The organism is Palleronia sp. LCG004, assembly GCF_032931615.1.
Taxonomy (GTDB): domain Bacteria; phylum Pseudomonadota; class Alphaproteobacteria; order Rhodobacterales; family Rhodobacteraceae; genus Palleronia.
Map to the genome: position 1 here is coordinate 1,428,356 of NZ_CP136759.1, position 25,580 is coordinate 1,453,935.

General features: G+C 64.7%; 26 protein-coding genes and 1 tRNA gene. 13 read left to right on the forward strand and 14 right to left on the reverse strand.

Annotated elements, in window-relative coordinates; translation table 11 throughout:
- Positions 1-625 precede the first annotated feature (625 nt).
- Both RVY76_RS18695 and RVY76_RS06855 read left to right on the forward strand, forming a co-directional pair.
- Positions 626-1,354, forward strand: a complete 729-nt coding sequence (locus RVY76_RS18695) for a TniQ family protein (protein ID WP_410796014.1) — start codon at positions 626-628, stop codon at positions 1,352-1,354.
- A complete protein-coding gene (locus RVY76_RS06855; RefSeq protein ID WP_317376637.1) occupies positions 1,291-2,430 on the forward strand; it encodes a hypothetical protein in 1,140 nt (379 codons plus the stop codon). The genes RVY76_RS18695 and RVY76_RS06855 overlap by 64 nt, the downstream gene beginning before the upstream one ends.
- Before the next feature lie 117 nt (positions 2,431-2,547).
- Here the strand turns inward: RVY76_RS06855 and RVY76_RS06860 are convergent.
- A tRNA-Arg gene (locus RVY76_RS06860) sits at positions 2,548-2,624 on the reverse strand.
- Between the two features lie 175 nt (positions 2,625-2,799).
- Between RVY76_RS06860 and RVY76_RS06865 the strand changes: the two genes are divergently transcribed.
- The gene (locus RVY76_RS06865) at positions 2,800-3,240 is read left to right on the forward strand and encodes a superoxide dismutase family protein (RefSeq protein ID WP_317376638.1); all 441 of its coding nucleotides are present in this window, start codon (positions 2,800-2,802) and stop codon (positions 3,238-3,240) included.
- Positions 3,241-3,351: 111 nt separating this feature from the next.
- On the opposite strand, the gene RVY76_RS06870 is transcribed toward RVY76_RS06865, so the two are convergent.
- On the reverse strand, positions 3,352-3,663 hold the full coding sequence (locus tag RVY76_RS06870) for an ETC complex I subunit (protein ID WP_317376639.1): 312 nt from the start codon (positions 3,661-3,663) through the stop codon (positions 3,352-3,354).
- Positions 3,664-4,022: 359 nt separating this feature from the next.
- Between RVY76_RS06870 and uvrB the strand changes: the two genes are divergently transcribed.
- Positions 4,023-6,224: an excinuclease ABC subunit UvrB gene (uvrB, locus tag RVY76_RS06875; RefSeq protein WP_317376640.1), complete on the forward strand. Its 2,202-nt coding sequence runs from the start codon at positions 4,023-4,025 to the stop codon at positions 6,222-6,224.
- Positions 6,225-6,271: 47 nt separating this feature from the next.
- Here uvrB and RVY76_RS06880 read toward each other — a convergent pair whose 3' ends face one another.
- The 5 genes from RVY76_RS06880 to RVY76_RS06900 form a co-directional block, all read right to left on the reverse strand.
- Complete coding sequence (locus RVY76_RS06880; RefSeq protein WP_317376641.1) at positions 6,272-6,529, reverse strand: hypothetical protein; 258 nt, start codon at positions 6,527-6,529, stop codon at positions 6,272-6,274.
- Positions 6,530-6,652: 123 nt separating this feature from the next.
- Complete coding sequence (locus RVY76_RS06885; protein WP_317376642.1) at positions 6,653-6,928, reverse strand: GlsB/YeaQ/YmgE family stress response membrane protein; 276 nt, start codon at positions 6,926-6,928, stop codon at positions 6,653-6,655.
- A 76-nt stretch (positions 6,929-7,004) separates the two neighbouring features.
- Positions 7,005-8,534: a hypothetical protein gene (locus RVY76_RS06890; protein WP_317376643.1), complete on the reverse strand. Its 1,530-nt coding sequence runs from the start codon at positions 8,532-8,534 to the stop codon at positions 7,005-7,007.
- Positions 8,535-8,634: 100 nt separating this feature from the next.
- Complete coding sequence (locus RVY76_RS06895) at positions 8,635-9,036, reverse strand: DUF4864 domain-containing protein (protein WP_317376644.1); 402 nt, start codon at positions 9,034-9,036, stop codon at positions 8,635-8,637.
- Between the two features lie 54 nt (positions 9,037-9,090).
- Positions 9,091-10,686 carry a lysine--tRNA ligase gene (locus RVY76_RS06900; protein ID WP_317376645.1) on the reverse strand — a complete coding sequence of 532 codons (1,596 nt, stop codon included), beginning with the start codon at positions 10,684-10,686 and terminating at the stop codon, positions 9,091-9,093.
- 98 nt (positions 10,687-10,784) lie between these two features.
- Between RVY76_RS06900 and RVY76_RS06905 the strand changes: the two genes are divergently transcribed.
- Together RVY76_RS06905 and RVY76_RS06910 are read left to right on the forward strand one after the other, a co-directional pair.
- Positions 10,785-11,207: a tellurite resistance TerB family protein gene (locus tag RVY76_RS06905; protein ID WP_317376646.1), complete on the forward strand. Its 423-nt coding sequence runs from the start codon at positions 10,785-10,787 to the stop codon at positions 11,205-11,207.
- 66 nt (positions 11,208-11,273) lie between these two features.
- A complete protein-coding gene (locus RVY76_RS06910; RefSeq protein WP_317376647.1) occupies positions 11,274-11,459 on the forward strand; it encodes a PLD nuclease N-terminal domain-containing protein in 186 nt (61 codons plus the stop codon).
- Positions 11,460-11,463: 4 nt separating this feature from the next.
- Here RVY76_RS06910 and dacB read toward each other — a convergent pair whose 3' ends face one another.
- Positions 11,464-12,924 (reverse strand): D-alanyl-D-alanine carboxypeptidase/D-alanyl-D-alanine-endopeptidase, encoded by a 1,461-nt coding sequence (gene dacB / locus RVY76_RS06915; RefSeq protein ID WP_317376648.1) that lies wholly within the window; start codon positions 12,922-12,924, stop codon positions 11,464-11,466.
- 80 nt (positions 12,925-13,004) lie between these two features.
- Positions 13,005-13,616, reverse strand: coding sequence for a nicotinate-nucleotide adenylyltransferase (locus RVY76_RS06920; protein WP_317376649.1), 612 nt, complete (start codon positions 13,614-13,616; stop codon positions 13,005-13,007).
- Between the two features lie 200 nt (positions 13,617-13,816).
- Here RVY76_RS06920 and ctaD point away from each other — a divergent pair, with 200 nt between their 5' ends.
- Positions 13,817-15,490, forward strand: a complete 1,674-nt coding sequence (gene ctaD / locus RVY76_RS06925; RefSeq protein ID WP_317376650.1) for a cytochrome c oxidase subunit I — start codon at positions 13,817-13,819, stop codon at positions 15,488-15,490.
- 4 nt (positions 15,491-15,494) lie between these two features.
- Entirely contained in the window at positions 15,495-16,025 is a 531-nt protein-coding gene (locus RVY76_RS06930; RefSeq protein WP_410796015.1) for a DUF2244 domain-containing protein, read from the forward strand.
- On the opposite strand, the gene RVY76_RS06935 is transcribed toward RVY76_RS06930, so the two are convergent.
- Entirely contained in the window at positions 16,022-16,483 is a 462-nt protein-coding gene (locus tag RVY76_RS06935; protein WP_317376652.1) for a GatB/YqeY domain-containing protein, read from the reverse strand. The two genes, RVY76_RS06930 and RVY76_RS06935, sit on opposite strands and share 4 nt — an antisense overlap.
- A 161-nt stretch (positions 16,484-16,644) precedes the next feature.
- Between RVY76_RS06935 and carA the strand changes: the two genes are divergently transcribed.
- Together carA and RVY76_RS06945 are read left to right on the forward strand one after the other, a co-directional pair.
- Positions 16,645-17,805, forward strand: a complete 1,161-nt coding sequence (gene carA, locus RVY76_RS06940) for a glutamine-hydrolyzing carbamoyl-phosphate synthase small subunit (protein ID WP_317376653.1) — start codon at positions 16,645-16,647, stop codon at positions 17,803-17,805.
- A 56-nt stretch (positions 17,806-17,861) separates the two neighbouring features.
- The gene (locus RVY76_RS06945; protein WP_317376654.1) at positions 17,862-19,757 is read left to right on the forward strand and encodes a glycosyltransferase family 2 protein; all 1,896 of its coding nucleotides are present in this window, start codon (positions 17,862-17,864) and stop codon (positions 19,755-19,757) included.
- Here RVY76_RS06945 and RVY76_RS06950 read toward each other — a convergent pair.
- Entirely contained in the window at positions 19,723-20,373 is a 651-nt protein-coding gene (locus RVY76_RS06950; RefSeq protein ID WP_317376655.1) for a GntR family transcriptional regulator, read from the reverse strand. The two genes, RVY76_RS06945 and RVY76_RS06950, sit on opposite strands and share 35 nt — an antisense overlap.
- A 62-nt stretch (positions 20,374-20,435) precedes the next feature.
- Between RVY76_RS06950 and RVY76_RS06955 the strand changes: the two genes are divergently transcribed.
- Positions 20,436-21,074, forward strand: a complete 639-nt coding sequence (locus RVY76_RS06955; RefSeq protein WP_317376656.1) for a pyrimidine 5'-nucleotidase — start codon at positions 20,436-20,438, stop codon at positions 21,072-21,074.
- Positions 21,075-21,104: 30 nt separating this feature from the next.
- Entirely contained in the window at positions 21,105-22,298 is a 1,194-nt protein-coding gene (locus RVY76_RS06960; RefSeq protein WP_317376657.1) for an FAD-dependent monooxygenase, read from the forward strand.
- Here RVY76_RS06960 and RVY76_RS06965 read toward each other — a convergent pair.
- Genes RVY76_RS06965 through RVY76_RS06975 form a run of 3 tightly spaced genes read right to left on the reverse strand, consistent with a single transcriptional unit; the run spans position 22,295 to position 24,386 of the window.
- On the reverse strand, positions 22,295-23,422 hold the full coding sequence (locus RVY76_RS06965) for an aminotransferase class V-fold PLP-dependent enzyme (RefSeq protein ID WP_317376658.1): 1,128 nt from the start codon (positions 23,420-23,422) through the stop codon (positions 22,295-22,297). The genes RVY76_RS06960 and RVY76_RS06965 overlap by 4 nt on opposite strands.
- Before the next feature lie 56 nt (positions 23,423-23,478).
- Positions 23,479-23,934 (reverse strand): Lrp/AsnC family transcriptional regulator, encoded by a 456-nt coding sequence (locus tag RVY76_RS06970; protein WP_317376659.1) that lies wholly within the window; start codon positions 23,932-23,934, stop codon positions 23,479-23,481.
- Positions 23,931-24,386, reverse strand: coding sequence for an Lrp/AsnC family transcriptional regulator (locus RVY76_RS06975; RefSeq protein WP_317376660.1), 456 nt, complete (start codon positions 24,384-24,386; stop codon positions 23,931-23,933). Before RVY76_RS06975 ends, RVY76_RS06970 begins: the two co-directional genes overlap by 4 nt.
- A 134-nt stretch (positions 24,387-24,520) precedes the next feature.
- Here RVY76_RS06975 and ilvC point away from each other — a divergent pair, with 134 nt between their 5' ends.
- Positions 24,521-25,543: a ketol-acid reductoisomerase gene (ilvC, locus tag RVY76_RS06980; protein ID WP_317376661.1), complete on the forward strand. Its 1,023-nt coding sequence runs from the start codon at positions 24,521-24,523 to the stop codon at positions 25,541-25,543.
- Positions 25,544-25,580: the final 37 nt, after the last annotated feature.

The window sequence follows — 25,580 nt, forward strand, 5'->3', positions numbered from 1 at the left end:
CCAACGAGACCGCGTATTGCGAGGTTTTGGCGATGTCCTGAGCCAGTTGGCGGGTGCCCTCATGCTTTTCGCGGGAGATCTTGCAAGCGTCTGCGTTCACGCTGCCCCTCGATCTGGATAGGCAGCCCGGCAGACCTCTTCCAACCCACGATAGCGAGCCGCCCCCTTGTCGGTCGGCCCTCGGGGTAGGTAGAAACAGTTCCTGTGCGCTGACTGGGTGCGTTCGCGCCAGCAGCGAATGACCGGAACCACCATCCTGTCGCTGACGCTCGCGCGGTTGTCATGACTATAACATCGTTAATATGCCCCGCGTCGATGTCGACCTGACCTCGACGGCAGCGAGGCTGAATGAAGATCGAACATGTGCTCGGATGGTCATCGGCCGGGGGAGCACGTAATCCGTTTGGCTGACGGCCGTAACGAGGATCGCCGTCGGAATCGTCAGCGACGCGCCTCCGGTGCAGATAAGTTCTGCCGTGATCTCGGCCTGTCGCCATCCCCTTGGAGGGCCCGAACCTCCCCTACCCGGCTGATGACACAAACACCGTCGCGCCCTCTGCCCCTGACTTGACCGCGGGAATCGAAGACCTTTGCAGGGGGCAGACTACTCCAGCACAAGCGCCACATGCCCCAGGCCCTGGCTCTCCGCGCCGCTCCGGTTCCCCGCGAGACGGTCCATTCCTTCCTCGGCCGAATGGCGGCAATGAATGGCATAGACACTTCCAGCTTCGCGAGGGACTTCAACCTCCCGTTCAGGAGCCTCCTTCGGGTCAAGGAGGAAACCACAAGTGTACTCGGTGCTCTTGCGGGAATCTCTCTCGAAAGGATGGAGGAAATGGTCTCATGGACAGGCCGACCGTCCACGCAGGGACGCATGACGTATCGCCGCGAGGGACATGCCGTCAGGGCCCTCCGTGTGCCCGAAATCCGCGGATACCCGCAATGCTTGCGAGAGGACATGGATGGTCATGACGATCGTCCGGAGAAGTGGATGGCGCTCCGCGGCGACTGGCTTCTCCGCGACGTCCGTGTCTGCTTTCGGCATCGGCACCCCCTGGTGGATCTGTGGACCGAGATGGCGACCGTCGAGAGATATGACGTCCAGCGGCAAATGAAGAAGATCGCGCCTGCCATCCTGGCCGGCGAACTCGACCGGCCCGAGCCCCCCCCCTCACCACGTATGACAGATGGCTCGAAGGTCGACTTCGCGACGGATCGGACGACACATGGGTGGCAGAGGTTCCAGTCCGGGCTGTCACAACGATATGCGGCCTCCTCGGTGGAGAACTCGTGCGAAGGCAGTTTGCCAATACCCGTGATACAGATCCGCTGGTTGCCGGCTTCGAGGTGCTGACCAAGGGCCCCGAGGCCATCCTCGCCTCCCTCGACGACCTGTTCCATGCGTCCCAGGGCGCGATGGACAAGCACCAGGTCGTCTATGGTCGTCTCTATAACGATCTTCGCCGCGAGTATGTGAGCGATCCCGGCTTCACGCCGTTCCTCGGCCTGCTGAGGGACCACATTGCGGCACGATGGCCTCTCGCAGCGGGCGACGATCTCCTCGGCGTTCCGCTTCCCTCGCGCCGGCTCCATTCGGTTCGGAGTGCGTCTCAGGCCACCGGCGTGAGCGAGCTGCACCTCGCGAGGATCCTGATCTCGGTCGGCGCGATCGCGGCGGACGATCCGCGTCCCCACGCCCGACATACCTTCGACGCCGTGAAGCACGCGGAGCTTCTGGAGCGGCTACCCCGCCTCGTAGGCACCGAGAACATGAAGCGGTTCTGCGGCCTGACGAAGAGCCAGTTCGCGGCCGTTGTCGAGGCGGGCCTGCTCACCCCCTATCTCGACCCCGAGGTAACGGAGCATCCCTGGGACCCGGAGGACGGGCACGCGCTTCTCGCCAGTCTTCTGGACGGCGCTCCGACACTCGACCTTGCCCACGGCGAATGGACAAGCCTCCGTATGGCCGGCGTCCGACGACGCCTTCCCCTTGTGGCCCTTTTCGAAGCTTTGGGAGACGGGCGGCTCAGCGCGGGGCGACGCGCGGATCTTCAAGGGTTCGATGCAATTCAGGTCCGGTCGGATGAGGTCGATCGCGCAATCCCTCCACAGGCTCGCCCTCAGACGACCGTCGCCGAGTTCGCCCGGAGCATCGGCCTGCGCGACGGCACGACCCTGCCCGGCATGATTGAGGACGGGCTCGTCCAGTCCATCGAGGTTCCGAATCCCCGAACGGGGCGGACGGACTCATGTATGACAAAGGATCACATCGCTGCGTTCCGGACCCGCTTCGTGACCCTGTCGGAACTCGTGGAGGAACGCGGGGAGCATCGCAACACGGTTCTGGCTTGGCTCAGGGGGGCCGGAGTGTCGCCGGTATCGTCGAAGACGCGAACCTACGATCGCGTCTTCTTCAGGCGTGATCTCTGAATTCAGCAATCAAGTTCAGTCGTTTGCCAGCTTGACAGCAAAACCCGCTTGACTTGAGAAACCAGCCATTTGGCGCAAATGTGCGCTCTTATGCTTTTTTCCCAACCCTTATCTAAATGGCGATCCCTGAAGGACTCGAACCCTCAACCTGCTGATTAGAAGTCAGCTGCTCTATCCCGTTGAGCTAAGGGACCGCACCGAGCGGGTGATAACGTCCTTTGCCGCGCGACGGCAAGCGGAACCGCCCTTCCGCCGTCCCGTTTGTCTGGCAGACCGAAAACAGGAGACGTCAATATGAAACGACTGAGCCTTGGCCTCGTCTGCGCCGCTGCGATCACCGCCCCTGTCATCGCGCAGGAAGCACCCGAAATGCAGCTTCGTGCGGACGTCATGAACAGCGAGGGGACGTCGATCGGAACGGTGACGGTCAACGACACTGCTTCCGGGCAGGCATTGATCGTCGTAGCCCTGAGCGATCTTCCGGAGGGTTCGCACGGCATTCACCTGCATGAAACGGGCGATTGCTCGGCCGACGACTTCTCCAGCGCGGGAGGACATATCTCCGGCGACCGTGAGCACGGAATTCTGGCCGCAGGTGGACCGCATCCCGGTGACCTGCCGAACGTGGTCGTGGGGAGCGACGGCAACGTCAATGTCGAGATTTTCAACGATCTGATCGATATCGAAGGGATGCTGCTGGACGATAATGGCGCAGCCTTCATCGTTCACAGCGAGCCGGATGACTACTCGTCACAACCTTCAGGCGACGCGGGCGACCGGATCGCTTGCGGGGTTCTCGAAGAAGTCTGATTGGCCCCAAAGTCCTGAGACCGGAACCTCGCCCATCGGGCGGGGTTCTTCAGTTTTAAGTACCTGAAACCGAAATCGACATGTCGCAATCGGAGAGGGTGCCGAACGCCCTTAATGCGTCCAGGAACCGCGCCGGCTCGTCGCGAAATTCTCGCCATATCCGCCGGCCCGGACATTCGCCCGACGCACCTTGGGTCGGGTAACGACGGCATCGATACCGTTCTCCTCGGCGTATTGACGCGCTTCCTGCTCGGTCTCGAATCGGAGACGCACCTGCGCCTGGGTGTCTCGCGAACTCGTCCAGCCCATGAGCGGATCGACCGAGCGCGGAGCGTCCGGTGTGAAATCGAGGATCCATTCGCGGGTCTTGGCGCTGCCCGACGACATTGCGGTCCGGGCGGGGCGATAGATGCGGGCAGGCATGACAGGCTCCGGGTTGCGGCGGTAATGAGCGAACACTATGCCAAAGGCGGCAGCATCCGGCAAGATCGGGTGGATATGAAACATCGGCCGCGGCGCGGGAAAAACGCCGCGGCCGGACTCAAGAAGGCGACCGATCCGCGAAGGTGAGTGGGGAAATTTCGTCGAATCGGGACATGTCCGCCGCTTGTAGGTCGACTGAAAAGCAAGTGAGGCGATCTTTCAAGTCTTTTTCGCCTCTAGGTTGATCTGTTGGTGTCGGCGAAAACGATGTCGGTGATGCGATAAAACGCCTCCGTCGGGTTGTCGCCGGGCCCGTCCTGATCACATGTTTGCAAAGCCGCGCACGAGGAGCCGACCCGATGCCTTACGCACATTCCGACGCCCAGGAACCGATCCTGACCGCACCCGCCCCACCGGTCGCGGCGCGGGAAAAACTCGAAGGCGGCATCGCCTTCCGCATGAACTCCGAGTTCCAGCCTGCGGGCGATCAGCCCACCGCCATCACCGAGCTTGCGGGCGGGGTGCGCGATGGTGAGCGCGACCAGGTCCTGCTGGGCGCGACCGGTACCGGCAAGACCTACACGATGGCGAAGATCATCGAGGAGACACAGCGCCCCGCCATTATCCTTGCCCCCAACAAGACGCTGGCCGCCCAGCTCTACGGCGAGTTCAAGGGGTTCTTCCCGGACAACGCTGTCGAGTATTTTGTAAGCTACTACGACTACTACCAGCCTGAAGCTTATGTTCCGCGTTCGGACACCTTCATCGAGAAGGAAAGCCAGATCAACGAGCAGATCGACCGGATGAGGCACTCCGCGACGCGTGCACTCCTCGAACGGGACGATGTCATCATCGTGGCGTCGGTCTCTTGCATCTACGGCATCGGCTCGGTCGAGACCTACGGCGCGATGACCCAGGATCTGCACGTGGGCAAGAGCTACGATCAACGGGCGGTCATGGCCGATCTCGTCGCGCAGCAATACCGCCGGAACGATCAGGCTTTCCAGCGTGGCTCCTTCCGGGTGCGCGGCGACTCTCTCGAAATTTTTCCGGCCCACCTCGAAGATCGGGCATGGCGGTTGAGCTTCTTCGGAGAAGAGCTTGAGGCTATTACGGAATTCGATCCGCTGACCGGCGACAAGACCGGCAGTTTCGACCGGATCCGTGTTTATGCAAACAGTCACTACGTAACGCCGAAGCCGACGATGCAGCAGGCGGTGATCAACATCAAGAAGGAGCTCAAGCAGCGCCTCGACCAGCTCGTCGGCGATGGCAAGCTCCTGGAAGCGCAGCGCCTCGAACAGCGGACGAATTTCGACATCGAGATGCTCGAAGCGACGGGCGTCTGCAACGGGATCGAGAACTATTCACGGTATCTCACCGGCCGCGCGCCGGGCGAGCCGCCCCCCACCCTTTTCGAGTTCATTCCCGACAACGCGATCGTCTTCGCGGATGAAAGCCATGTCAGCGTTCCCCAGATCGGCGGCATGTATCGCGGCGACTACCGGCGCAAGTTCACCCTGGCCGAGCATGGTTTCCGCCTGCCCTCCTGCATGGACAACCGACCGCTCAAGTTCGAGGAATGGGACGCGATGCGACCGCAATCGATCTTCGTCTCGGCGACCCCGGCGGCGTGGGAACTTGAACAGACCGGCGGGGTCTTTACCGAACAGGTGATCCGGCCGACCGGCCTCGTCGATCCTCAGATCGAGATCCGTCCGGTCGAAACCCAGGTCGACGATCTCCTGGACGAGATCCGCAGGGTCACAGAAGCCGGTTACCGCACACTCTGCACCACCCTGACCAAGCGCATGGCGGAGGACCTGACCGAGTATCTCCACGAACAGGGGATCAAGGTCCGCTACATGCATTCGGACATCGATACGATCGAGCGGATCGAGATCCTGCGCGACCTGAGGCTCGGGGCCTTCGACGTCCTTATCGGCATCAACCTGCTGCGCGAGGGGCTCGACATTCCCGAATGTGGTCTCGTTGCGATCCTCGATGCCGACAAGGAAGGGTTCCTGCGGTCTGAGACATCGCTGATCCAGACGATCGGTCGCGCCGCTCGGAACGCCGATGGACGCGTCATCATGTATGCGGACCGTATCACAGGGTCGATGGAACGCGCGATGAACGAGACGGAGCGTCGCCGGGAGAAGCAGATCGCCTACAACACCGAGCACGGAATCACGCCCGCGACGATCCGCAAGAACGTGGATGACATTCTCGCAGGTCTCTACAAGGGCGACGTGGATATGAACCGTGTGACGGCCAAGGTCGATCCGATGCAATCGGGATCCAACCTTCAGGCAGTGCTCGACGGCCTCAGGACCGATATGCGCAAGGCGGCCGAGAATCTGGAATTCGAGGAAGCCGCGCGGCTGAGGGACGAAGTCAAACGCCTCGAGGCAGTGGATCTGGCCGTAGCCGACGATCCGATGGCGAGGCAATCCACGGTCGAGGCCGCCGGAGAAGCTTCATCCAGATCGAGCGGGCGATCCACCGCCGGTCGGCCCGGTCAGCGTGGCGGCAATGTCCAGCGCAAGAAGAAGCGCTGATCATAATAAAACGTCACCCCCGATGATCGGGGGTGACGTCCGAATTCTTACTGATTGGTCGTCGGCTCGGGATCGTCGTTCGCCTCTTCGGGCGTCTCGACGTCGACGGTCGGAACTTCGATCGTCTGCTCTTCGGTGCCGACATCGATGTCGCCGGTTTCGACTTCGGTTTCGGGCAGCTCCCCACCTTCGACCTCGACGCTCGGCATCGATCCTTCTTCCGTCACGTTCACGTCCACGAAGAAGAACGCGATCACGACAGCGATGATCACCACGACGATCGCAACGACTACACCTTTTCTCATCCTGATTATTCCTTGAGTTGAGTTATCTGCTTGGAAATACGCGTGCCGCTACAATCGGTTCCGGCAAGTTCCAAACTCGCCGCCGATTTTGGCCACATGGCACTGAAAGACACCGTTCGGGTTTTAGCTCCGCTTCGTTACCGCACGTACGATCGCAAGAACGAGAACGGCACCGATCGCGGCAATCACGAGAAGCAGCAGCAATCCCCCCGCAGCGATGATCCCGATCCCGAGCGCCGCAAGCACGAAAGGCAGGGCAACCGCCCCCGCGATGCCGGCAACGATATAGAGAAGCATCCGCCGTCCGGCGAGCCAGCCCGCGATCGCTCCTGCGATCGCGCCGATGATGACCAGCAGGATCAGCGCAGTCGCACCGATGACGTTGAGCAGTTCTTCCATGAGCGCCCCCTTTTCAAGGTCGCAAACGGCACCGACGCAATCGGGTTCCGTATCCTTCGATATAGACCGCCTTCGATCAGGTCCGATCGCAGCTCAGCGTCACCGCAACCCGACCGCTGACCGGTTCCGGCCAGTGCAGTTCGATCCGGCGCGCCTGACCGACGGTCGTCGTACGCACCTGTGGCATCACCCCGCCGACGGGTTGTCCCGAATGGTCGAGAAGCGGCCATTCGGGCAGGATCGCCACGATCTCCCCCAAGCACCCACCGAAAGCGAGATCTCCCGCCGGCTCTAGGATCCATCGGCGTGCCGCCTCGGGCTGATCGAACCGGAGCGTGACGGGGGTTCGCGTCTCATTGGTTATCCCGCAGAAGATATTGCCCATCACCCTCAGGGAGGCCGCTGCGGCGCGGTCGATGGTCCCCGTGGATTCGTCGACCCTTTCCACCCGGCGCATGGGCCCGCCCAGCGACCTGAACGTGTTGCCGTCGACCGCGACATCCCGGATCGCGCGGTCGGGCCCGCACGGTTTCACCACCAGAAAGGCGGTCGTGTCCGTCGCGGCCCATGCCTCGAAGATGTTTCCCCCGATCGCGACGCCGCCGAGGCCGACAGCCGACACCCTTTCGTCGCAATGCCTGTCGGATAAAAGGATCGTGCAGTTTGCGAAACGGTTGGTTCGAACTTGCGCGACGGCATGCCCCCGGCTCAGGATGACGGCCGGCGTCGGAAGGGCACTCGTCCGGCGCGGTGATTGCGCGAACTCGTTGCCTAGAACCAGTTGTCCGGTCCCGGCGAGGATCAGGGCGGTTCCGAACCCCGTGAAGCCGCTGTCACGGATCAGGGCGCCGTCACCATGACATGCGATCGCAGCCGTTCGCCGCCGCGCCGGAGCGATCTCGGTCAGGCTGTCGAAGCGGCACCGTTCGACGCGCAACCCCTGGCAGCCACGACCCGGGCTCGCCACGCCGTATCGATGCGGCGCGGATATCGTGCAATCGAGGAGCGACACCGCCTCGCCTTCGGGAGCGAGAAGCACGCCGCTGGCGGCTCCGCGAAGTTCGAGCGTGATCCGCTCGAGTGTCAGCCCCGCCACCCGTCGAAGCCCCGACAGGTCGATCGCATAGCGTGCACGGCCGAACGTGTGCGGCCGCCGCGAGGGCGGCACGCGGAGAGGCTGGGACAATTCGACGGACCGCGCCACGGGATCGATGGAGCGGACGAAGACGCCCTCACCCTGCCCCCCGACGCTTGATCCGACATCGACCGCATCGGGGCCGAGGTCGAACAGCCAGGCGGGATCGCGCGATGGATCGTGCCGGGCGGACCGGACATGCGTCGTTTCGGTCCAGCGCCCACCCGGAACCGCGACGATGGTCCCGTTCCGGACCAGATGTTTCGCGCGCGAGACATCGCGCCCGGCAAGCGAAAAGAGGTCCAACGGCCCCGTGATCTCGATCCGGCGGTCGTCGAGGTCGAGAATACCGGGGCGCGGCATCGACAGAAGCGTGCGGAATGCACGGGCCAGACCGATCTCGGGCCGCGTGTCCCCATCGAGATATTCCGCGACATCGACCCGCGCCGCATCCCCGTTTCGTTTCCGCATTCTCCGTCCCTCTGGCGGCGCGGGCCCGACGGGCCTGTCGCATCAGGGACAAAGGATAGGGATAGCCGGGTTAATCCCGCGCCGAGGGTGCGTTCGGTGCTCAGACGCCGATGCGCGCCGCGTCGAGCAGGCGGACGCCGTCGATCCGCCAGACACCGTCGATCCGGACCATGTCGTATTCGAGGATATGAACCGCGCCGTCGTCACCGCGCATCATGACGCGCTGCTTCTGCTCTCCATCTTCCTCCCGCAAGGTCAGGAATACGACTTCGGAAGGACGATGCACCATCGGGTAGCCCTGCTCGACCATCCGGCCGAATTGCTCCGGCGTGCCGAAAAGGTCGCGGATACCGGGAGAGGCATGCTCGAAGGCCGACGCGAAATCGTCGCCGCGAAACGCCTCGATCTGATCGCGTATGACGCTCTCGATCTGGTCTTCCTGCGCGAAGAGGGGCTGTCCGATGGTCGCAAGACCGATCAATGTGGCTGCAAGGCGTTTCAACGTCGGTCCCTCCTCCGGTGCTGTCACAGGCACGGAGGAGGGAGCGCCAGAGTTTCAGGCAGTTCCGCCGCTCGCCACCAGCTCGCCCGAAAGTGCCGCATCGATGAGGGCGCGTGTCTCGTCCACGCCGTAGAGCGCGATGAAACCGCCGAAACGCGGGCCCTGCGACGCCCCGAGGAGCACTTCGTAAAGCGTGCGGAACCAGTCGCGCAGCGGCTCGAACCCGTGTGCCTTCCCGACCGCGAAGACCTCGGACTGGAGTTCCTCGGCATCCGGTGCGGCGCTCCAATCGGCAAGCCGGTCGCGCAGATCCTCGAGCGCGGCACGCTCCGAAACGCTCGGCGCGCGATAGACCTTCTCGGGCTTCACGAAATCGTTGTAGTACCGCACCGCATATTCCGCCGCAGCGTCGAGATCGGGATGCGTCGACGGTCCGGCTGCGGGCGCGTAGCGCCGGATGAAGCCCCAGAGCGTCGCGGCATCGTCGGCCCCCGCCACAGAGGCAAGGTTCAGGAGCATCGCGAACGACACGACCATGTGGGATTCGGGCACGTCCGCGCCGTGGATGTGGAACACCGGGTTGGCGAGGCGCTGCGTCTCGTCCTGGTCGGGATAGGCCCTGAGCTGCTGGTGGTATTCGTCGACCGCCTTCGGGATCACGTCGAAATGCAGACGCTTCGCCGTGCGGGGCTTCTGGTACATGAAATAGCCCAGCGATTCCGGCGCGGCATAGCGCAGCCATTCCTCCATGCTGAGACCGTTGCCCTTGGACTTGCTGATCTTCTGACCGTGCTGATCGTTGAAAAGCTCGTAGGTCAGCGTCTCGGGGCCCGGCCCGCCCAGCGCGCGGCAGATCTTGCCGGCCTGCGTCACGGAATCGATCAGGTCCTTGCCCGACATCTCGTAATCGACGCCGAGTGCGTACCACCGCATGGCCCAGTCGGGCTTCCACTGCATCTTCACGTTTCCGCCCGTCACCGGAACCTCGACGCGCTCTCCGTCGGGTTCCTCGTAGACGATCGTCCCCTTCGCGACGTTCCGCTCCAGCGTAGGCACCTGCAGGACGTGACCGGTCTTCGGACTGATCGGCAGGAAGGGTGAATAGGAGGCGCGCCGCTCTTCGCCCAAGGTGGGCAGCATGATCGCCATGATCTTCTCGTATTGCTCGAGGGCGCGCAGCAACGCCTCGTCGAAACGACCGCTCGTGTAATACTCGGTCGAAGACGCGAATTCGTACTGAAAACCGAAGGAGTCGAGAAACGCGTTGAGCCGTGCATTGTTGTGCGCGCCGAAGCTGTCATGCGTGCCGAAAGGATCGCGCACGCGGCTCAGCGGCAGATGCAGGTCCTCTTCCATCGCCTCGCGGTTGGGCACGTTGCCGGGCACCTTCCTCAGACCGTCCATGTCGTCCGAAAAACAGATGAGCCGTGTCGGAATGTCCGAGATGAGCTCGAAGGCGCGACGCACCATCGTCGTGCGCATGACCTCTCCGAACGTGCCGATATGCGGCAGACCCGAGGGGCCGTAGCCCGTCTCGAAAAGGACATGGCCCTTCTCGGGCGGACGTGCCTCGTAACGTTTGACCAGCCGACGGGCTTCCTCGAACGGCCAGGCCTTGGATGTCATGGCGATGTCGCGCGTGTCGGTCATGTGTCGTGCTCCTGCGGCAGGCGGCTCTGTCGGCATTGCTGCCTATTGCCGCCCGGTCGCAAGGTCAATAAATTGCGGTGACGAAAAGGATCTTCCAGATGGCCGATATTTCCCATTCCCTCTCTCCGCCGGATTGCCTGGTGGCCGTGATGATCGCGGTCTCGGCTTCCGATGCCAATCTGCAGACCTCCCAGCTCGTCACGATCGAGCGGATCGTCAATCATCTTCCGGTCTTCGCCGATTACGATCAGGACCGCGTCCGCATCATGGCCGAGACGGTCTTCGACCTCTTCGCCGAGGAGGACGGGCTCGACGCGCTTTTCGGCCTGCTGCGCGACAACCTGCCCGAGAAGCTCTTCGAGACCGCCTACGCGCTGGCCTGCGACGTGGCCGTGGCGGACGGATCGCTTCAGGAAACCGAGATCCGCCTGCTCGAGGAGATGCGGTTCGAGCTCGACATCTCGCGGCTGTCGGCCGCCGCGATCGAACGGGGTGCCCGCGCGCGTCACATGACCGTCTGAACCGGCCGGGCAACCTTTCGTGCAGCTGCGGCGTTACGTCGCCGGGCAGCATGGAAAGGGTCTCTCATGGAATACGGCATATTCGGCATCATCGTCCTCATCGCGGACGTCTATGCCCTCTACAACATCATCACGAGCGGCGCTTCGACCCTCGCCAAGATCGTCTGGTGTCTTGTCGTGCTGATCCTGCCGATCCTCGGCTTCATCGCATGGCTCGTCGCGGGCCCGCGCGGCGGCAGTGCCCGCATCTGACGCGTCAGGCGCCGAAAAGCGTCGCCCAGCGCGCGAGCAGCGCGCGCTGGAGCGTGCGGGACCGATTGGCCCAGGCACGCCCCCCTTCGGGACGTTCACGTTGCGCAACGGTCAACGTGTCGCGCCGATCCGTATCCGAACAGAAGATCGAAAAAGCGAGCGGCCGCCCACGCGGGCCGGTGATGTACCCCGTGAGCGCGGTCACGAAGTTCAGCGTGCCGGTCTTGGCATCCACCTTCAATGATCGGTCGTTGAGCGGATAGGGCTTCATGATCGCTCGGAGGGGACCGTCGGGTCCGGCCCGGACCATCGCCCGCGTCATGTCGGTGGCCGAGATCCGGCTGTCGTCGCCAAGGCCGGAATGATCCTCGAACGCGATATTCTCGAGCCCGTAATTCTCTTTCAGCCATTCACCCATCCGTGTCGCCGATTGCGGCAGGCTCTCGACCGGACCGAGCTTCTCGCTCGCCGATAGCCCCATGATCTCGGCGGTGATGTTGGTCGAATGCTCCAGCATGTCCTTCAGGATCGCGTTGCTCGGCCCGCTGTGGTGCTGGGCGAGCAACGTGCCCTCGGCTGCATCCGCACGCAGGACGGGGCCGCCGATCTGGATGCCGTTCGACCGGGCGAGCACCTGGAACACCTCGCCCGCATAGAGCCCCGGATGCCGGATCGGCAACCAGCGGCTGCCGCTTTCGCCGAGCGCGGTGCGTGCCACGGTCCAGTCGTCGACATCCTCCTCGCGGCGGTAGGTATAGATCGGCCCCCTGCGGTCGACGACCGCCATCCGCGCCGATGTGACCCCGGGAATGTAGCGCCCTGCCCGCGCATCCATGTCGACCTGGTAATCCGCCCCGACGCGCTTCCAGCCGAAATGCACCCGGTTGAAGTTGAGGTTCAGCCCCCCGATCGAAGGATTGTAGCTCACGTGATCGGGCTGTTCGTCGTCGATCTCGACGATGCTCGGCAGCGCGCCGGTCCAGATCCTGAGATAGCCTCCGACCTCGCGCACGCCCGTATCCTTCAGCGCGGAGGCGAGTTCGGCCAAGCCCGACGTGTCGAGCGTCGGATCGCCGCCGCCCGCCAGGATCAGATCGCCGTCGATCCGCCCGTTGAAGATGGGCCCCGTTGCAAGCAATCGCGTCTCGAACCGATGATCCGGTCCGAGGACGCCCAGATGATACAGCGTCGTCAACGCCTTGGCCGTGCTTGCGGGTGGCTGCACGAGGTCCGGATCGCGCGTCTCGAGCATCTCGCCCGTGCGCGCATCGGCAACCGCGAAGCTGACCTTTCCGCCATCGAGCCATGCGCGATCCACCATCGACTGGACCGTGTCGATCGCCGAACTCGCGCCGCCGTCTCCCCGGCGCCGCGGCCGGACATCCGGCATCGGACCGGCTCCGAAGGCCTGCGTCGCCCCGCTCGCCAGAATGGCCGCCAGCATGTCGCGTCGTGTCAGTCGCAAGTCCGCACCCTCTCAAGGACAGATCCGTCGATAGGCCATGATCGTCGGGACGATCAATGCCGATCGCGCGCAAATATCCGTCAGTCGGATCGCCACGCGCCCGACCTGCGGATCGCCGAAGAACTCTCGGCGCGCATCGGCAGATTGAGGAACGCCCAGGCAGGCGGCTTGCGATGGGCAAGGCCATGTGCCGCAGAGGCTCCGACGCGGGCCTGCCGCAGAAGTCGCGCCGCGGGCGACAGGCATGCCCTGAGCCTGTCGCCGGGCCGCGCGACGATTCCCATGGGCATCCGTGCCGGGATGTCCGTCCAGTCGTCCCAGCGATGCAGGCTCGCGAGGTTGTCCGCCCCCATGAGCCAGACGAAGCGCACGCCGGGATAGCGCGCCTCGATCGCGGCCAGCGTGTCGGCGGTATAGCGCGTGCCTAGCCGCGTCTCGAGATCGGTGATCCGCACGCGCGGATGATCGACGACGGCCCGTGCATAGGCCATGCGGTCGACAAGTGGTGCCGGGCCTCTCGCCTTCAGGGGGTTCCCGGGCGAGACGAGCCACCAGACCTGGTCGAGGCCAAGCCGCTTCAGCGCCTCGCGCGTCAGATGAACGTGGCCCTCATGTGCGGGATCGAAGGATCCCCCCAGAAGTCCGATCGCCATGCCCGCGCGCGCGATGGGCCAACCCGGTCCCCACCCCATGCCGCGTCCCCCGTCTCCAAGAACATTCCGCCGGAGCGGTAAAGCGCGTCTCGCACCGCTTTGCAAATGGGCAGGCGCGGCAATTTTTCCACCGCTTTGCCGTTCAGCGACATTGCGGAGCCTCACCCGCCCGAGTAGAACAATGACCCAAGTGCCGGGGAGTCCGGCGCGCAGCTTATCGAAACCTCAGGAGGCAAGACATGGCTGACGCAGCCGCTCACGGCCACGATGGGCACGACGAGCGGGGTTTCTTCACCCGCTGGTTCATGTCCACCAACCACAAGGACATCGGGATCCTCTACCTGTTCACGGCAGGCTTCGTCGGGTTCATCTCGGTCGCCTTCACCGTCTACATGCGGATGGAGCTCATGGCGCCTGGCGTCCAGTTCATGTGCATGGAAGGCGCGCGTCTCTTCCCGACGGCGGTCGAGAACTGCACGCCGAACGGTCATCTCTGGAACGTGCTGATCACGGCGCACGGCATCCTGATGATGTTCTTCGTGGTCATCCCGGCTCTCTTCGGCGGCTTCGGCAACTATCTGATGCCCCTGCAGATCGGTGCGCCGGACATGGCGTTCCCGCGGCTCAACAATCTCAGCTACTGGCTCTTCGTCGCCGGCTCGACGCTCGCCGTCGCCTCCGTCTTCTCGCCGGGCGGCAATGGTCAGCTCGGTTCCGGCATCGGCTGGGTGCTCTATCCGCCGCTCTCGACGACCGAAGGCGGCTTCTCGACCGACCTCGCGATCTTCGCCGTGCACGTCTCGGGCGCCTCGTCGATCCTGGGCGCGATCAACATGATCACGACCTTCCTCAACATGCGCGCGCCGGGCATGACGCTCTTCAAGGTGCCGCTCTTCTCGTGGTCGATCTTCGTCACAGCCTGGCTGATCCTGCTGGCCCTGCCGGTGCTTGCCGGTGCGATCACCATGCTGCTGACCGACCGCAACTTCGGCACCACCTTCTTCGATCCGTCGGGTGGCGGCGATCCGGTCCTCTACCAGCACATCCTGTGGTTCTTCGGCCATCCCGAGGTTTACATCGTGATCCTGCCGGGCTTCGGCATCATCAGCCACGTGATCTCGACCTTCTCGCGCAAGCCGATCTTCGGCTACCTGCCGATGGTCTGGGCGCTGATCGCCATCGGGGTCCTGGGCTTCGTCGTCTGGGCACACCACATGTACACGGTGGGCATGTCGCTGACGCAGCAGAGCTACTTCATGCTGGCGACCATGGTCATCGCGGTGCCCACGGGCATCAAGATCTTCTCGTGGATCGCTACGATGTGGGGCGGCTCGGTCGAGCTCAAGACGCCGATGCTCTGGGCGTTCGGCTTCCTCGTCCTCTTCACCGTGGGCGGCGTAACCGGCGTCGTGCTGAGCCAGGCCGCGGTCGACCGGGTCTATCACGACACCTACTACGTCGTGGCCCACTTCCACTACGTGATGAGCCTGGGCGCGGTGTTCGCCATCTTCGCGGGCATCTACTTCTACTTCCCGAAATTCACCGGCAAGATCATCCCCGAATGGATCGGCAAGGTGCATTTCTGGGCGATGTTCATCGGTTCCAACCTGACCTTCTTCCCGCAGCACTTCCTCGGGCGTCAGGGCATGCCGCGCCGCTACATCGACTATCCGGAGGCCTTCTCGCTCTGGCATCACGTCTCGTCCTGGGGCGCCTTCATAAGCTTCGCGTCGTTCGTGTTCTTCATCGGGGCCGTGTTCTGGGTGCTCATCAAGGTGCCGCGCACCGCGCCGGCGAATCCCTGGAACGAACATGCCGACACGCTGGAATGGACGCTCCCCTCCCCGCCGCCCGAACATACGTTCGAGATCCTGCCGCGGCGCGAGGACTGGGACAGAAGCAACGCGCATTGATGCCATGCCCGTCAAATGGCTGAAATCAGAGAAGGTCCCGGCAATGCCCGGGTCCTTTTCGTATCGGGACGGCGACGCGCCGCAGGCTCGCATCGCCCTCTGGCCTCACAGATCGCTGCCCAAGAAGGGTTTCGTCTTCTTCATCGGCGCGACCTATTGCCTGCTCCTCATCCCGGTCATCCCGCTTCTCGGCACGCCGGTTCTCTGGGGGCTGCTGCCCTTCCTGATGATGGCGCTCGGCGGGATCTACATTGCGCTGCAACGCAACTATCGAGACGGCGAACTCCGCGAGGAATTGCTGCTCTGGTCGGATCGTCTCGAACTCACGCGGAGCGATCCGCGCCGGCCACCCAGACGCTGGGAGGCGAATCCCTTCTGGGTCCGCCTAAACCTGATCGAGAAATCGGGCCCCGTGCCCTTCTACCTGACGCTCTCGGGCGCTGGACGCGAGGTCGAACTCGGGGCGTTCCTGAGCCCCGAGGAGCGTCAAGGCCTCTATGACGAACTGAGTCGCGTTCTGGGACGCAACGTCTAGCTCAGGCGGCGCTTCACCTCGGGACCCGCCGCGCCGAAATCCATCTGGCCGGTATGGCGGTCCTTCAGGACACCCATCACCTTGCCCATGTCGCGGATCGAACTCGCCCCGGTATCCTCGATGGCTTGCGCGATGGCGCGATCCGCTTCCTCCTCGGTAAGCTGCCGGGGCAGGAACTCCTCGATCACCGCAATCTCGTTGCGTTCGCGATCGGCAAGCTCGAGCCGTCCGCCTTCCTCGTAGGCGCGCACGCTTTCCTGACGCTGCTTGGCCATCCTGGCCAGGATCTGCCGCAGCTCGGCCTCGCTCGCGGCACCGGGCGCATCGTCCGATCCGCGCGCGGCGATGTCGCGATCCTTGAATGCCGCATTGATCAGCCGCAACGTGCTGAGACGATCGGCCTGCTTCTCCTTCATCGCCGCCTTCATGGCGGTATTGATGCGATCGCGGATATCCATGACGTCACCTCGACATTGCGCCTTGCGAAGAGCCGAAGGCCTATCCCACCCGGGTGCCCCAGGCAAGCTGCACGCCCCCGTCTCGTGGCTTGACCCCGGAGGGCGGTCTCCATAGGTTGCCGCAGATTTGGCCCGCCCCGCGATCGGAAGGATCTCTCCCCATGCCCCGCCCTCATCCCACAGCATGTCTTGCCCTCGCAGACGGGACCATCTTTCGCGGAATGGGATTCGGCGCGACCGGCGAGACCGAGGCCGAGCTTTGCTTCAACACCGCGATGACCGGGTATCAGGAGATCATGACCGATCCGTCCTATGCCGGGCAGATCGTCACCTTCACCTTTCCCCATATCGGCAATACCGGCGTCACCCCCGAGGATGACGAAACCGCCGCCCCCTTCGCCGCGGGCATGGTCGTTCGCTGGGACCCGACGGAGCCCAGCAACTGGCGCTCCACCGGCGATCTCGATGCCTGGCTGCGCAGGCACGGCAAGATCGGCATCGGCGGTCTCGATACCCGCAGGCTGACCCGCGCGATCCGCAATCTCGGCGCGCCGCATGTCGCGCTCGCCCACGATCCCGACGGAAAGTTCGACATCGAGGCGCTCGTCGCGAAGGCCCGCGGTTTTCATGGGCTCAGCGGCCTCGACCTCGCGGGTCAGGTGAGCTGTGCGCAATCCTATCAGTGGGACGAGATGCTCTGGTCTTGGCCCGACGGCCATCGCCGGCGCGAGACGCCCGGTCGCAAGGTCGTGGCGATCGATTACGGCGCGAAGCGCAACATCCTGCGCAGCCTCGCCTCGGCCGGCTGCGACGTGACCGTTCTGCCGGCGACGGCCACGGCCGATGACGTTCTCGCGCTCGAGCCCGAGGGCCTGTTCCTGTCGAACGGGCCCGGCGATCCGGCCGCCACCGGAAAATATGCCGTACCGATGATACAGGAGGTGATGGAGCGTTCGGACATGCCGATCTTCGGCATCTGCCTCGGTCATCAGCTCCTCGCCCTCGCGCTCGGCGCCCGCACGGTCAAGATGAACCACGGCCATCACGGCGCGAATCATCCCGTGAAGGACCACGAAACCGGCAAGGTCGAGATCACGTCGATGAACCACGGCTTTACCGTCGACAGCCAGACCCTGCCATCGGGCGTGATCGAGACGCACACCTCGCTTTTCGACGGGTCCAATTGCGGGATCCGCATGGCCGACCGTCCGGTCTGGTCCGTGCAGTATCACCCCGAGGCGAGCCCCGGCCCGCAGGACAGCTATTACCTCTTCCAGCGCTTCGCGCGCGCGATGGAAGAACGTGCGCCGGAAACGGTTTAACGCGCGGTTAACGAAATGAACCGATCCTGCCGCAGGATTTGCGGCAGGACTTTCCATTGCTCGACTTGACCGCGCCGCAGGAGCATTCGCTTCGCAGGCGGCACCCGACAGGCAGGAAGACCAGGCTCGGTGAGCTTCTCGTCGAGGATGGTTCGATCACGGCTCGCGACCTCGAATGGGCGCTGAGGCGCCAGCGGCATCACATCTGCACGCTGGGCCACGTGCTGACCTCCAACGATCTGGTTTCAGAGCATGCGCTCTATCGCGCCCTTGCCAAGCAGAAGGGTGCCGCACTCTTCCGCGCGACCGACGTTGCTGCTTCTCCGCCCCTCGTCGACCGCATCGGCGTCGATCGCTGCGCCCGGCTCGGGATCCTGCCGATCGGTCGGGCGGGCGGGACCACGATCGTGGCGACCAGCCAGCCCTTCGCGTTCGAAAGCCATCGTGACGATCTGGAACGGCTGATCGGCCCCGTCGCGATGGCCGTCATGCCGGAAAGCGACCTTCGGTCCACGCTTACGTCCCTCCGCCGGCACAGCCTCGCGGGTCATGCCGAAACCCGGGTGGACCTCAGCGATTCCTGCCGCACGTTCGGCGGCAGGACGCCGTGGATCGTCGCGGGAGGGATTGGCCTCGCGCTCGTGCTATCCTTCGCCTTCGCCCCGGTGGCAAGCTTCGCGGCACTTGCCGCGATTGCGGTCTCGATGCTGCTCGTCAACGCAATCGTCCTGCTCTACGCCATGCAGATCGCGAAGCCGCCCCCGCAGGACATCGCGGCCGACACGCTCTCGCTCGCCCGGCTGCCCCGCGTCTCGATCCTCGTGCCTCTCTACCGCGAGAAGGAGATCGCGGCCAAACTGATCAAGCGGCTGTCGGTCCTCGATTACCCGGCCGAGCTTCTCGATGTCTGCCTCGTGGTCGAGGAAAGCGACGCCGTCACGCGTGCGACCATCGCACGCTCGACCCTGCCGATCTGGATGCGGATGATCGCCGTGCCCGAAGGGGCCGTCAGGACCAAGCCACGGGCCATGAACTATGCGCTCGACTTCTGCATGGGCGACGTGATCGGGATCTACGACGCCGAGGACGAACCGCCTGCGGACCAGATCCTGCGCGTCGTTCGGCAATTCGCGCGTTCGCCCGCCGAGACCGGGTGCCTCCAGGGCAGGCTCAACTTCTACAACTCGACCGATACCTGGCTCACACGCTGTTTCACCGTGGATTACTCGACGTGGTTCTCGCTGGTCCTGCCCGCGATGCACAGGCTCGGCTGGCCCATCCCGCTGGGTGGCACCACGGTCTTTTTCCGCCGTTCGGCGCTCGAGGATGTGGGCGGATGGGACGCCCACAACGTGACCGAAGACGCCGATCTCGGCATGCGCCTTGCCCGGCGGGGATACCGTACCGACCTGCTCGACAGCACCACGCGCGAAGAGGCGACGATGACCCCCGGGGCCTGGATCAGCCAGCGCTCACGCTGGCTAAAGGGCTACGCGATCACCTGGGCGGTGCATATGCGCGATCCCGGGCGGCTGCTGCGCGATCTCGGCCCGCGCCGCTTCCTGGGATTCCAGGTGCTGTTCCTGGCGAACCTGCTCTCCGTGTCGCTCGCCCCGGTTCTGTGGTCGTTCTGGCTGTTGCCGCTGGGTCTGCCGCACCCGCTTGCGCATGTCTTCACGGGCTGGCCGGCGATCGTGACGATCGTCTCGCTCTTCGCCATCGGGCTCATCGGCTTCGCCGCCAATATCCAGGCGCTCCTGCGCGAACGCCACGGCAAGCTCATCCCGTTCGTGCCGCTCATGCACGTCTACTACCCGATGGCCACCATCGCGATGGCCAAGGCCTTCTGGGAGATCCTGAGAAAGCCCTTCTTCTGGGACAAGACGCAGCATGGCGTGACGCTGCCCGATAACCCGGTCACGCAGGAGAATGCCCGTCCGCATCGTGCCTGAGGCGCGTCTCGAACGCGTTCGAGATATGCTCTCGGATGGCACGTCCCGCGGCCTCGCCGTCGCCCGCCCGGATCGCCGACACGACCCGCGCATGCTCGGCCAGCGCGTCCTCGCGCCGTTCGCGCCCGGCCAGCGACGTCGTCGCCAGCAGCGCCATGGAGCGATGCACGAGGTCGAGCTGCCGTACCAGAAACCGGTTGTGCGACGCCAGATGGAGCTGCTTGTGAAAGCGCCTGTTCGTCCGGACGAGCGCTGCCGGATCGTCGATCCGCGCACGGTCCTCCTCGACCAGCCGGTCGAGCACCCGGATCTCCTCCGCCGTGGCATGCCGCGCGGCGAGGGCTGCGGCCAGCGCCTCGAGCTCGGTGCGCACGACATAGAGCTCCGCCAGCTGATTGTGATCGAGCGAGGCCACGATCAGGCTGCGCCCGTCGCGCGTCAGCAGCGATTGCGTCTCGAGCCGTTGCAGCGCCTCACGGATCGGCGTGCGCGACATGTCGAAGCGCAGCGCGAGCTCGGTCTCCACCAGCCGGTCGCCGGGGCGATAGATGCCCGTGTCGATCGCGTCGAGGATCAGCCCGTAGGCGTCGCGCTGTCCCGTCTTTCCGTTCGTCATCAGGCCGCTCCTTCGTCGCCCCATACTTGTGCAAACCGCACGGGAAGGCTAGCCGTCCGGGCATGAAGGATTTCGCCGATGTCCGCGCCTGGATCTTCGATCTGGACAACACGCTCTATCCCCCCGAGGCCGATCTCTTCTCGCAGATCGAACCCCGGATGACGGATTGGGTGATGCGTGCGCTCGGGGTCGACCGCGCGGCCGCCGACACCCTCCGCGACCAGTACTGGGAGCGCTACGGCACCACGCTCGCCGGGCTCATGGCCGAACACGATCTCGATCCCGTGCCCTATCTCACGGACGTGCACGACATCCTGCTCGACCATCTCGTTCCCGACGCCACCCTTGCTGCAAGGATCGCGGCGCTGCCAGGGCGACGCGTCGTCTTTACCAACGGAAGCGCACCCTATGCCGAGCGTGTCCTGCGTGCGAGGGGGCTCGATCACGTGTTCCACGCCGTCTACGGCGTCGAACATGCGGGCTATCGCTCCAAACCGGAACGCGTCGCATTCGACACTGTCATCGCGCTCGACGGGATTGCCGCCGAACGGGCCGCGATGTTCGAGGACATGTCGCGCAACCTCATCGCGCCGCACGAGATGGGGATGCGCACGATCCTCGTCTCGCCTCTGCCCGAAACGGCCCCGCACATCCACTATCACACCGACGACCTGTCGGACTTTCTGTCGCGCCTGCCGTGACTTTCGCGCGCCCCCTCTAGGTTCCTGTCCATGAGCGACGTTTTCATCTCCGGGGCCGGGCTGGCCGGCATGATCCTCGCCGCGCGATTGGCGCAGAAGGGCCTGTCGGTCACGATCTGCGATCCGTCCACCCCCCCGCGCGAGGCTGCGGCCGAGGGGTCGGACCTGCGCTCGACCGCGTATCTCGAGCTTTCGCGCCGGGTCCTGGCCGAAGCGGGGCTCTGGGACGCGCTCGCCCCGCATTCCATGCCGCTCGACGCGCTGCAGGTCATCGACACGAGCGGGTGGCCCCCGGTCGAACGGGCGCGCCGCACCTTCCGCCCCGCCGACATGGAACTCGACAGTTTCGGCTGGAACGTGTCGAACTGGCGGGCGCGGTCGGTCCTTGCCGATCATCTCGAGGGGCATCCGGGCGTGACGCTGCGCCTCGGAACCGGCTTTCGCGAGATGTTCACGCGTGACGACATGGTCCGGGTCACGCTCGACGACGGGACGACGATCCGCACCAGGCTCGTCGTCGGTGCGGACGGCCATGCCTCGCCCGTGCGCCGTGCCGCGGGGATCGATGTGCGCACCTGGCGCTACGGCCAGAAGGCCTTTGCCTTCGCCGCCCGCCACGACGCCCCTCACGACAACGTCTCGACCGAGATCTACAATTCGGGCGGTGCCCTCGTGACGGTGCCGCTGCCCGATCACGAAGGACAACCGACTTCGGCGATCGTCTGGATGAACGACGGCCGCTCGGCCCGGAGGCTCGCCGCCCTCGACGCGGACGGGTTCGCGGCCGAACTCGACACCCGGACACTGCGCGTCCTCGGTCACATGCGTCCGGTGACGGCGATCCGGGCCTGGCCGGTCGTGACGCAGATCGCCGAACGCCTGTCGGCAAGGCGCGTCGTCCTCGTGGCAGAGGCCGCGCATGTTCTGCCCCCCATCGGCGCGCAGGGGCTCAACACCTCGATCGCCGACATCGCGGCCCTGGCCGATGCGATTGACCCCGCAGATCCGGGCGCGGCCGCGCCGCTCGAGCGCTATGCCCGCGCGCGCGAACGCGACATGCGCCTGCGCAGCGGGACGATCGACCTCTTTAACAGGATCTGCCGGTCGGGCAACCCGCTGGTGCAGGGGCTGCGGCGCACGGGGCTGGGGGCGCTGCATGACATCGCGCCGCTCAGGCTCAAGGTCATGCAGGCCGGGATGGGCGGCGACCCCGCCCTCCGCTAGAAGATAGCGTCGAGCACCTTTTCGAGCCGCGCCACCGACGCATCCACGTCCTTGAGCTTGTCGAGCCCGAAGAGGCCGAGCCGGAACGACTTGTAATCGTCGCCCTCGCCGACCATCAGCGGCACGCCCGCGGCGATCTGCATTCCCTGTTCGGCAAAGGCCTTGCCCGACTTCACGTCGTCGCGCTCGGTAAATGCCACGACGACGCCCGGCGCGCCGTAACCCTCGGCCGCGACCGACCGGATGCCACGGTCATTCAGCAGGGTCCGCACCCGGTCGCCCTGCTCCCACTGGGCCGAGCGCAACCGCTCGAATCCGTAATCGCGCGTCTCGACCATCGTGTCGCGAAAGACCCGCAGCGCATCGGTCGGCATCGTCGCATGATAGGCGTGGCCGCCGTTCTCGTAGGCCTCCATGATCGAGAGCCACTTGCCGAGATCGTTGGCATAGCTCGTCGACTTGCGAGAGCGCACCACCTCGAGCGCCCGGTCCGACAGCATCACGCAGCCCGCCGCCGGCGAGGCCGACCAGCCCTTCTGCGGGGCCGAGATCAGCACGTCGACGCCCGTGGCCTCCATGTCGACCCAGATGCAACCCGATGCGATGCAATCGAGCACCATGAGCCCGCCGACCTCGTGCACCGCCTTCGCGACGCGGGCGATGTACTCGTCGGGCAGGATCATGCCGGCGCTCGTCTCGACATGCGGGGCGAAGACGACGCTCGGTCGCGCCTCGGCGATGCGGGCCTCCACCTCTTCGATGGGCGCGGGCGCGAAAGGCGATTGCGGGTCGTTGCCCTGCCGTCTCGCGCTCAGAACGATCTCCTCTCCGGCCATGTCACCCGCCTCGAAGATCTGGCTCCAGCGGTACGAGAACCAGCCGTTGCGGATCACCATCGCGGTTTCGCCGGGGACAAGCTGACGCGCGACCGCTTCCATCGCATAGGTGCCGCCGCCGGGGACCAGCGCCACGCCCTTGGCGCCATAGACCTCGCGCAGCATCGACGAGAGGTCGCGCATGACCTGCTGGAACGCGGCGGACATGTGGTTGAGCGAGCGGTCGGTGAAGACGACCGAATATTCCATCAATCCGTCGGGATCGACATCGTTCAAGAGAGCGGCCATGGCTGTTCCTCCGTTTTGCCTAGCGTCTAGCCCCCTGCCCGCGCGCTCGCAATCGTTCAAAGCGGACCGGGCCGCCGCTCCTCCGACAGAAGCACGTTGGCCTCGACCTCCCCCACGCCCGGCAAGGTCATGATCCGCCGCCGCAGGACCCGCTCGAAATCCGACAGGTCGCGGGCCACAACCCGCAGGCGGTAATCGTAGAGCCCGAGCACATGTTCGACCGTCTGGATCTCGGGGATTGCGCTCAGCGCGCGTTCGAAATCCGGCAACGCGACACGCCCCCGTGCGGCGAGTTTCACGCCGAGAAACACCGTCACCCCGAAGCCGAGCCCCGCCAGATCGAGGTCGAGCTGCCGCCCCGCGAGGATTCCCGCCTCCTCGAGCTTCCGGATGCGCCGCCAGACGACCGGCTGGCTCAGCCCCAGCTGCGCCCCCAGCTTCGCCGAGCTCTGCGTCGCATCGTCGGACAGCGCACGGAGGATCGCACGGTCGGTCTCGTCGGGATCGATCATATCGGCAGCCGTTCGTCGGTCTTGAGCGTCGCGACCTGCATCAGCGCCTCGATCTCGGCGATATGGGGAAGCGTCACGATCCGCTGGCGATAGAGCTGGTGATAATGTTCGAGATCCCGAGCGATCACCGACAGACGCAGATCGACGCGCCCGAGAAATGTCTGGATCTCGATCACCTCCGGGACTTGACGCGCGGCCTCGACGAAATCGTCGAAGGCACGCGGGGCCGCCTTGTCGAGTGTGAACCGCAGAGACACCGCCACGGAATAGCCCATCGCCCGCCAGTCGATCCGTGCCCTCTGCCCTTTCAGGATGCCCGCCGCCCGCAATCGCTCGAACCGCCGCGCGGCAAGCTGCGCGCTCACTCCCGCGCGCGACGCCAACGCCTGCAAGGTCGCGGCGGGGTCGTTCTGAAGCTGCCTGAGCAACCGGCGATCCGTATCGTCGAGCATGGATTATCGCATTCCCGGCATTCCGATGAATAACTTCGATACTATCCGGGCCGGCAATACGTCGCCAGACCGCTTTTCTCCGCAATCCTGACGGTTATCCTGCGCCCACGAATACTAGAGAGAGGAATACCGACATGCGCGTCTATTATGACCGCGATTGCGACATCAACCTGATCAAGGACAAGAAGGTCGCAATCCTGGGCTACGGCTCCCAGGGCCACGCCCATGCGCTGAACCTGCGCGATTCGGGGGCCAAGAACCTCGTCGTCGCACTTCGCGAAGGTTCGCCGTCCCGCAAGAAGGCCGAGGCCGAGGGCCTTGAGGTCATGGGGATCGAGGAAGCCGCCGCCTGGTGCGACCTCATCATGTTCACCATGCCCGACGAATTGCAGGCCGAGACCTACAAGCGTCACGTCCACGATCACCTGAAGGAAGGCTCCGCCATCGCCTTCGCGCACGGCCTCAACGTGCATTTCGGCCTGATCGAACCGAAGCCCGGCGTCGACGTGCTGATGATGGCCCCGAAAGGCCCCGGCCACACGGTGCGCGGCGAGTTCACCAAGGGCGGTGGCGTGCCCTGCCTCGTCGCTGTCGACAACGACGCGTCCGGCAAGGCCATGGAGATCGGCCTCAGCTATTGCTCGGCCATCGGCGGCGGCCGCTCCGGCATCATCGAGACGAACTTCCGCCAGGAATGCGAAACCGACCTTTTCGGCGAGCAGGCCGTACTCTGCGGCGGTCTGGTCGAGCTCATCCGCATGGGCTTCGAGACGCTGGTCGAGGCCGGCTACGAGCCGGAGATGGCCTATTTCGAGTGCCTCCACGAGGTGAAGCTCATCGTGGACCTGATCTACGAAGGCGGCATCGCGAACATGAACTACTCGATCTCGAACACCGCCGAATACGGTGAATACGTCTCGGGTCCGCGCATTCTTCCCTACGAGGAAACCAAGAAGCGCATGAAGGAAGTCCTCACCGACATCCAGTCGGGCAAGTTCGTCCGCGACTTCATGACCGAGAACGCCGTGGGCCAACCCATGTTCAAGGCCACCCGCCGTCTCAACGACGAGCACCAGATCGAAGCCGTCGGCGAAAAACTGCGCGGCATGATGCCCTGGATCAGCGAAGGCCGCATGGTCGACAAGGACAAGAACTAATCCCAATGAGTCTGGCTGCTTCTCTAGGCAGCCAGAC

What these genes read in the sequence shown, in the direction of transcription:
- RVY76_RS18695 (WP_410796014.1), top strand. Translation starts at nt 626, where the DNA reads ATGCCCCAGGCCCTGGCTCTCCGCGCCGCTCCGGTTCCCCGCGAGACG.
- RVY76_RS06865 (WP_317376638.1), top strand. Translation starts at nt 2,800, where the DNA reads ATGCAGCTTCGTGCGGACGTCATGAACAGCGAGGGGACGTCGATCGGA.
- RVY76_RS06870 (WP_317376639.1), bottom strand. Translation starts at nt 3,663, where the DNA reads ATGCCTGCCCGCATCTATCGCCCCGCCCGGACCGCAATGTCGTCGGGC.
- uvrB (WP_317376640.1), top strand. Translation starts at nt 4,023, where the DNA reads ATGCCTTACGCACATTCCGACGCCCAGGAACCGATCCTGACCGCACCC.
- RVY76_RS06880 (WP_317376641.1), bottom strand. Translation starts at nt 6,529, where the DNA reads ATGAGAAAAGGTGTAGTCGTTGCGATCGTCGTGGTGATCATCGCTGTC.
- RVY76_RS06885 (WP_317376642.1), bottom strand. Translation starts at nt 6,928, where the DNA reads ATGGAAGAACTGCTCAACGTCATCGGTGCGACTGCGCTGATCCTGCTG.
- RVY76_RS06890 (WP_317376643.1), bottom strand. Translation starts at nt 8,534, where the DNA reads ATGCGGAAACGAAACGGGGATGCGGCGCGGGTCGATGTCGCGGAATAT.
- RVY76_RS06900 (WP_317376645.1), bottom strand. Translation starts at nt 10,686, where the DNA reads ATGACCGACACGCGCGACATCGCCATGACATCCAAGGCCTGGCCGTTC.
- RVY76_RS06905 (WP_317376646.1), top strand. Translation starts at nt 10,785, where the DNA reads ATGGCCGATATTTCCCATTCCCTCTCTCCGCCGGATTGCCTGGTGGCC.
- RVY76_RS06910 (WP_317376647.1), top strand. Translation starts at nt 11,274, where the DNA reads ATGGAATACGGCATATTCGGCATCATCGTCCTCATCGCGGACGTCTAT.
- RVY76_RS06920 (WP_317376649.1), bottom strand. Translation starts at nt 13,616, where the DNA reads ATGGGGTGGGGACCGGGTTGGCCCATCGCGCGCGCGGGCATGGCGATC.
- ctaD (WP_317376650.1), top strand. Translation starts at nt 13,817, where the DNA reads ATGGCTGACGCAGCCGCTCACGGCCACGATGGGCACGACGAGCGGGGT.
- RVY76_RS06930 (WP_410796015.1), top strand. Translation starts at nt 15,495, where the DNA reads ATGCCCGTCAAATGGCTGAAATCAGAGAAGGTCCCGGCAATGCCCGGG.
- RVY76_RS06935 (WP_317376652.1), bottom strand. Translation starts at nt 16,483, where the DNA reads ATGGATATCCGCGATCGCATCAATACCGCCATGAAGGCGGCGATGAAG.
- carA (WP_317376653.1), top strand. Translation starts at nt 16,645, where the DNA reads ATGCCCCGCCCTCATCCCACAGCATGTCTTGCCCTCGCAGACGGGACC.
- RVY76_RS06950 (WP_317376655.1), bottom strand. Translation starts at nt 20,373, where the DNA reads ATGACGAACGGAAAGACGGGACAGCGCGACGCCTACGGGCTGATCCTC.
- RVY76_RS06955 (WP_317376656.1), top strand. Translation starts at nt 20,436, where the DNA reads ATGAAGGATTTCGCCGATGTCCGCGCCTGGATCTTCGATCTGGACAAC.
- RVY76_RS06960 (WP_317376657.1), top strand. Translation starts at nt 21,105, where the DNA reads ATGAGCGACGTTTTCATCTCCGGGGCCGGGCTGGCCGGCATGATCCTC.
- RVY76_RS06965 (WP_317376658.1), bottom strand. Translation starts at nt 23,422, where the DNA reads ATGGCCGCTCTCTTGAACGATGTCGATCCCGACGGATTGATGGAATAT.
- RVY76_RS06970 (WP_317376659.1), bottom strand. Translation starts at nt 23,934, where the DNA reads ATGATCGATCCCGACGAGACCGACCGTGCGATCCTCCGTGCGCTGTCC.
- RVY76_RS06975 (WP_317376660.1), bottom strand. Translation starts at nt 24,386, where the DNA reads ATGCTCGACGATACGGATCGCCGGTTGCTCAGGCAGCTTCAGAACGAC.
- ilvC (WP_317376661.1), top strand. Translation starts at nt 24,521, where the DNA reads ATGCGCGTCTATTATGACCGCGATTGCGACATCAACCTGATCAAGGAC.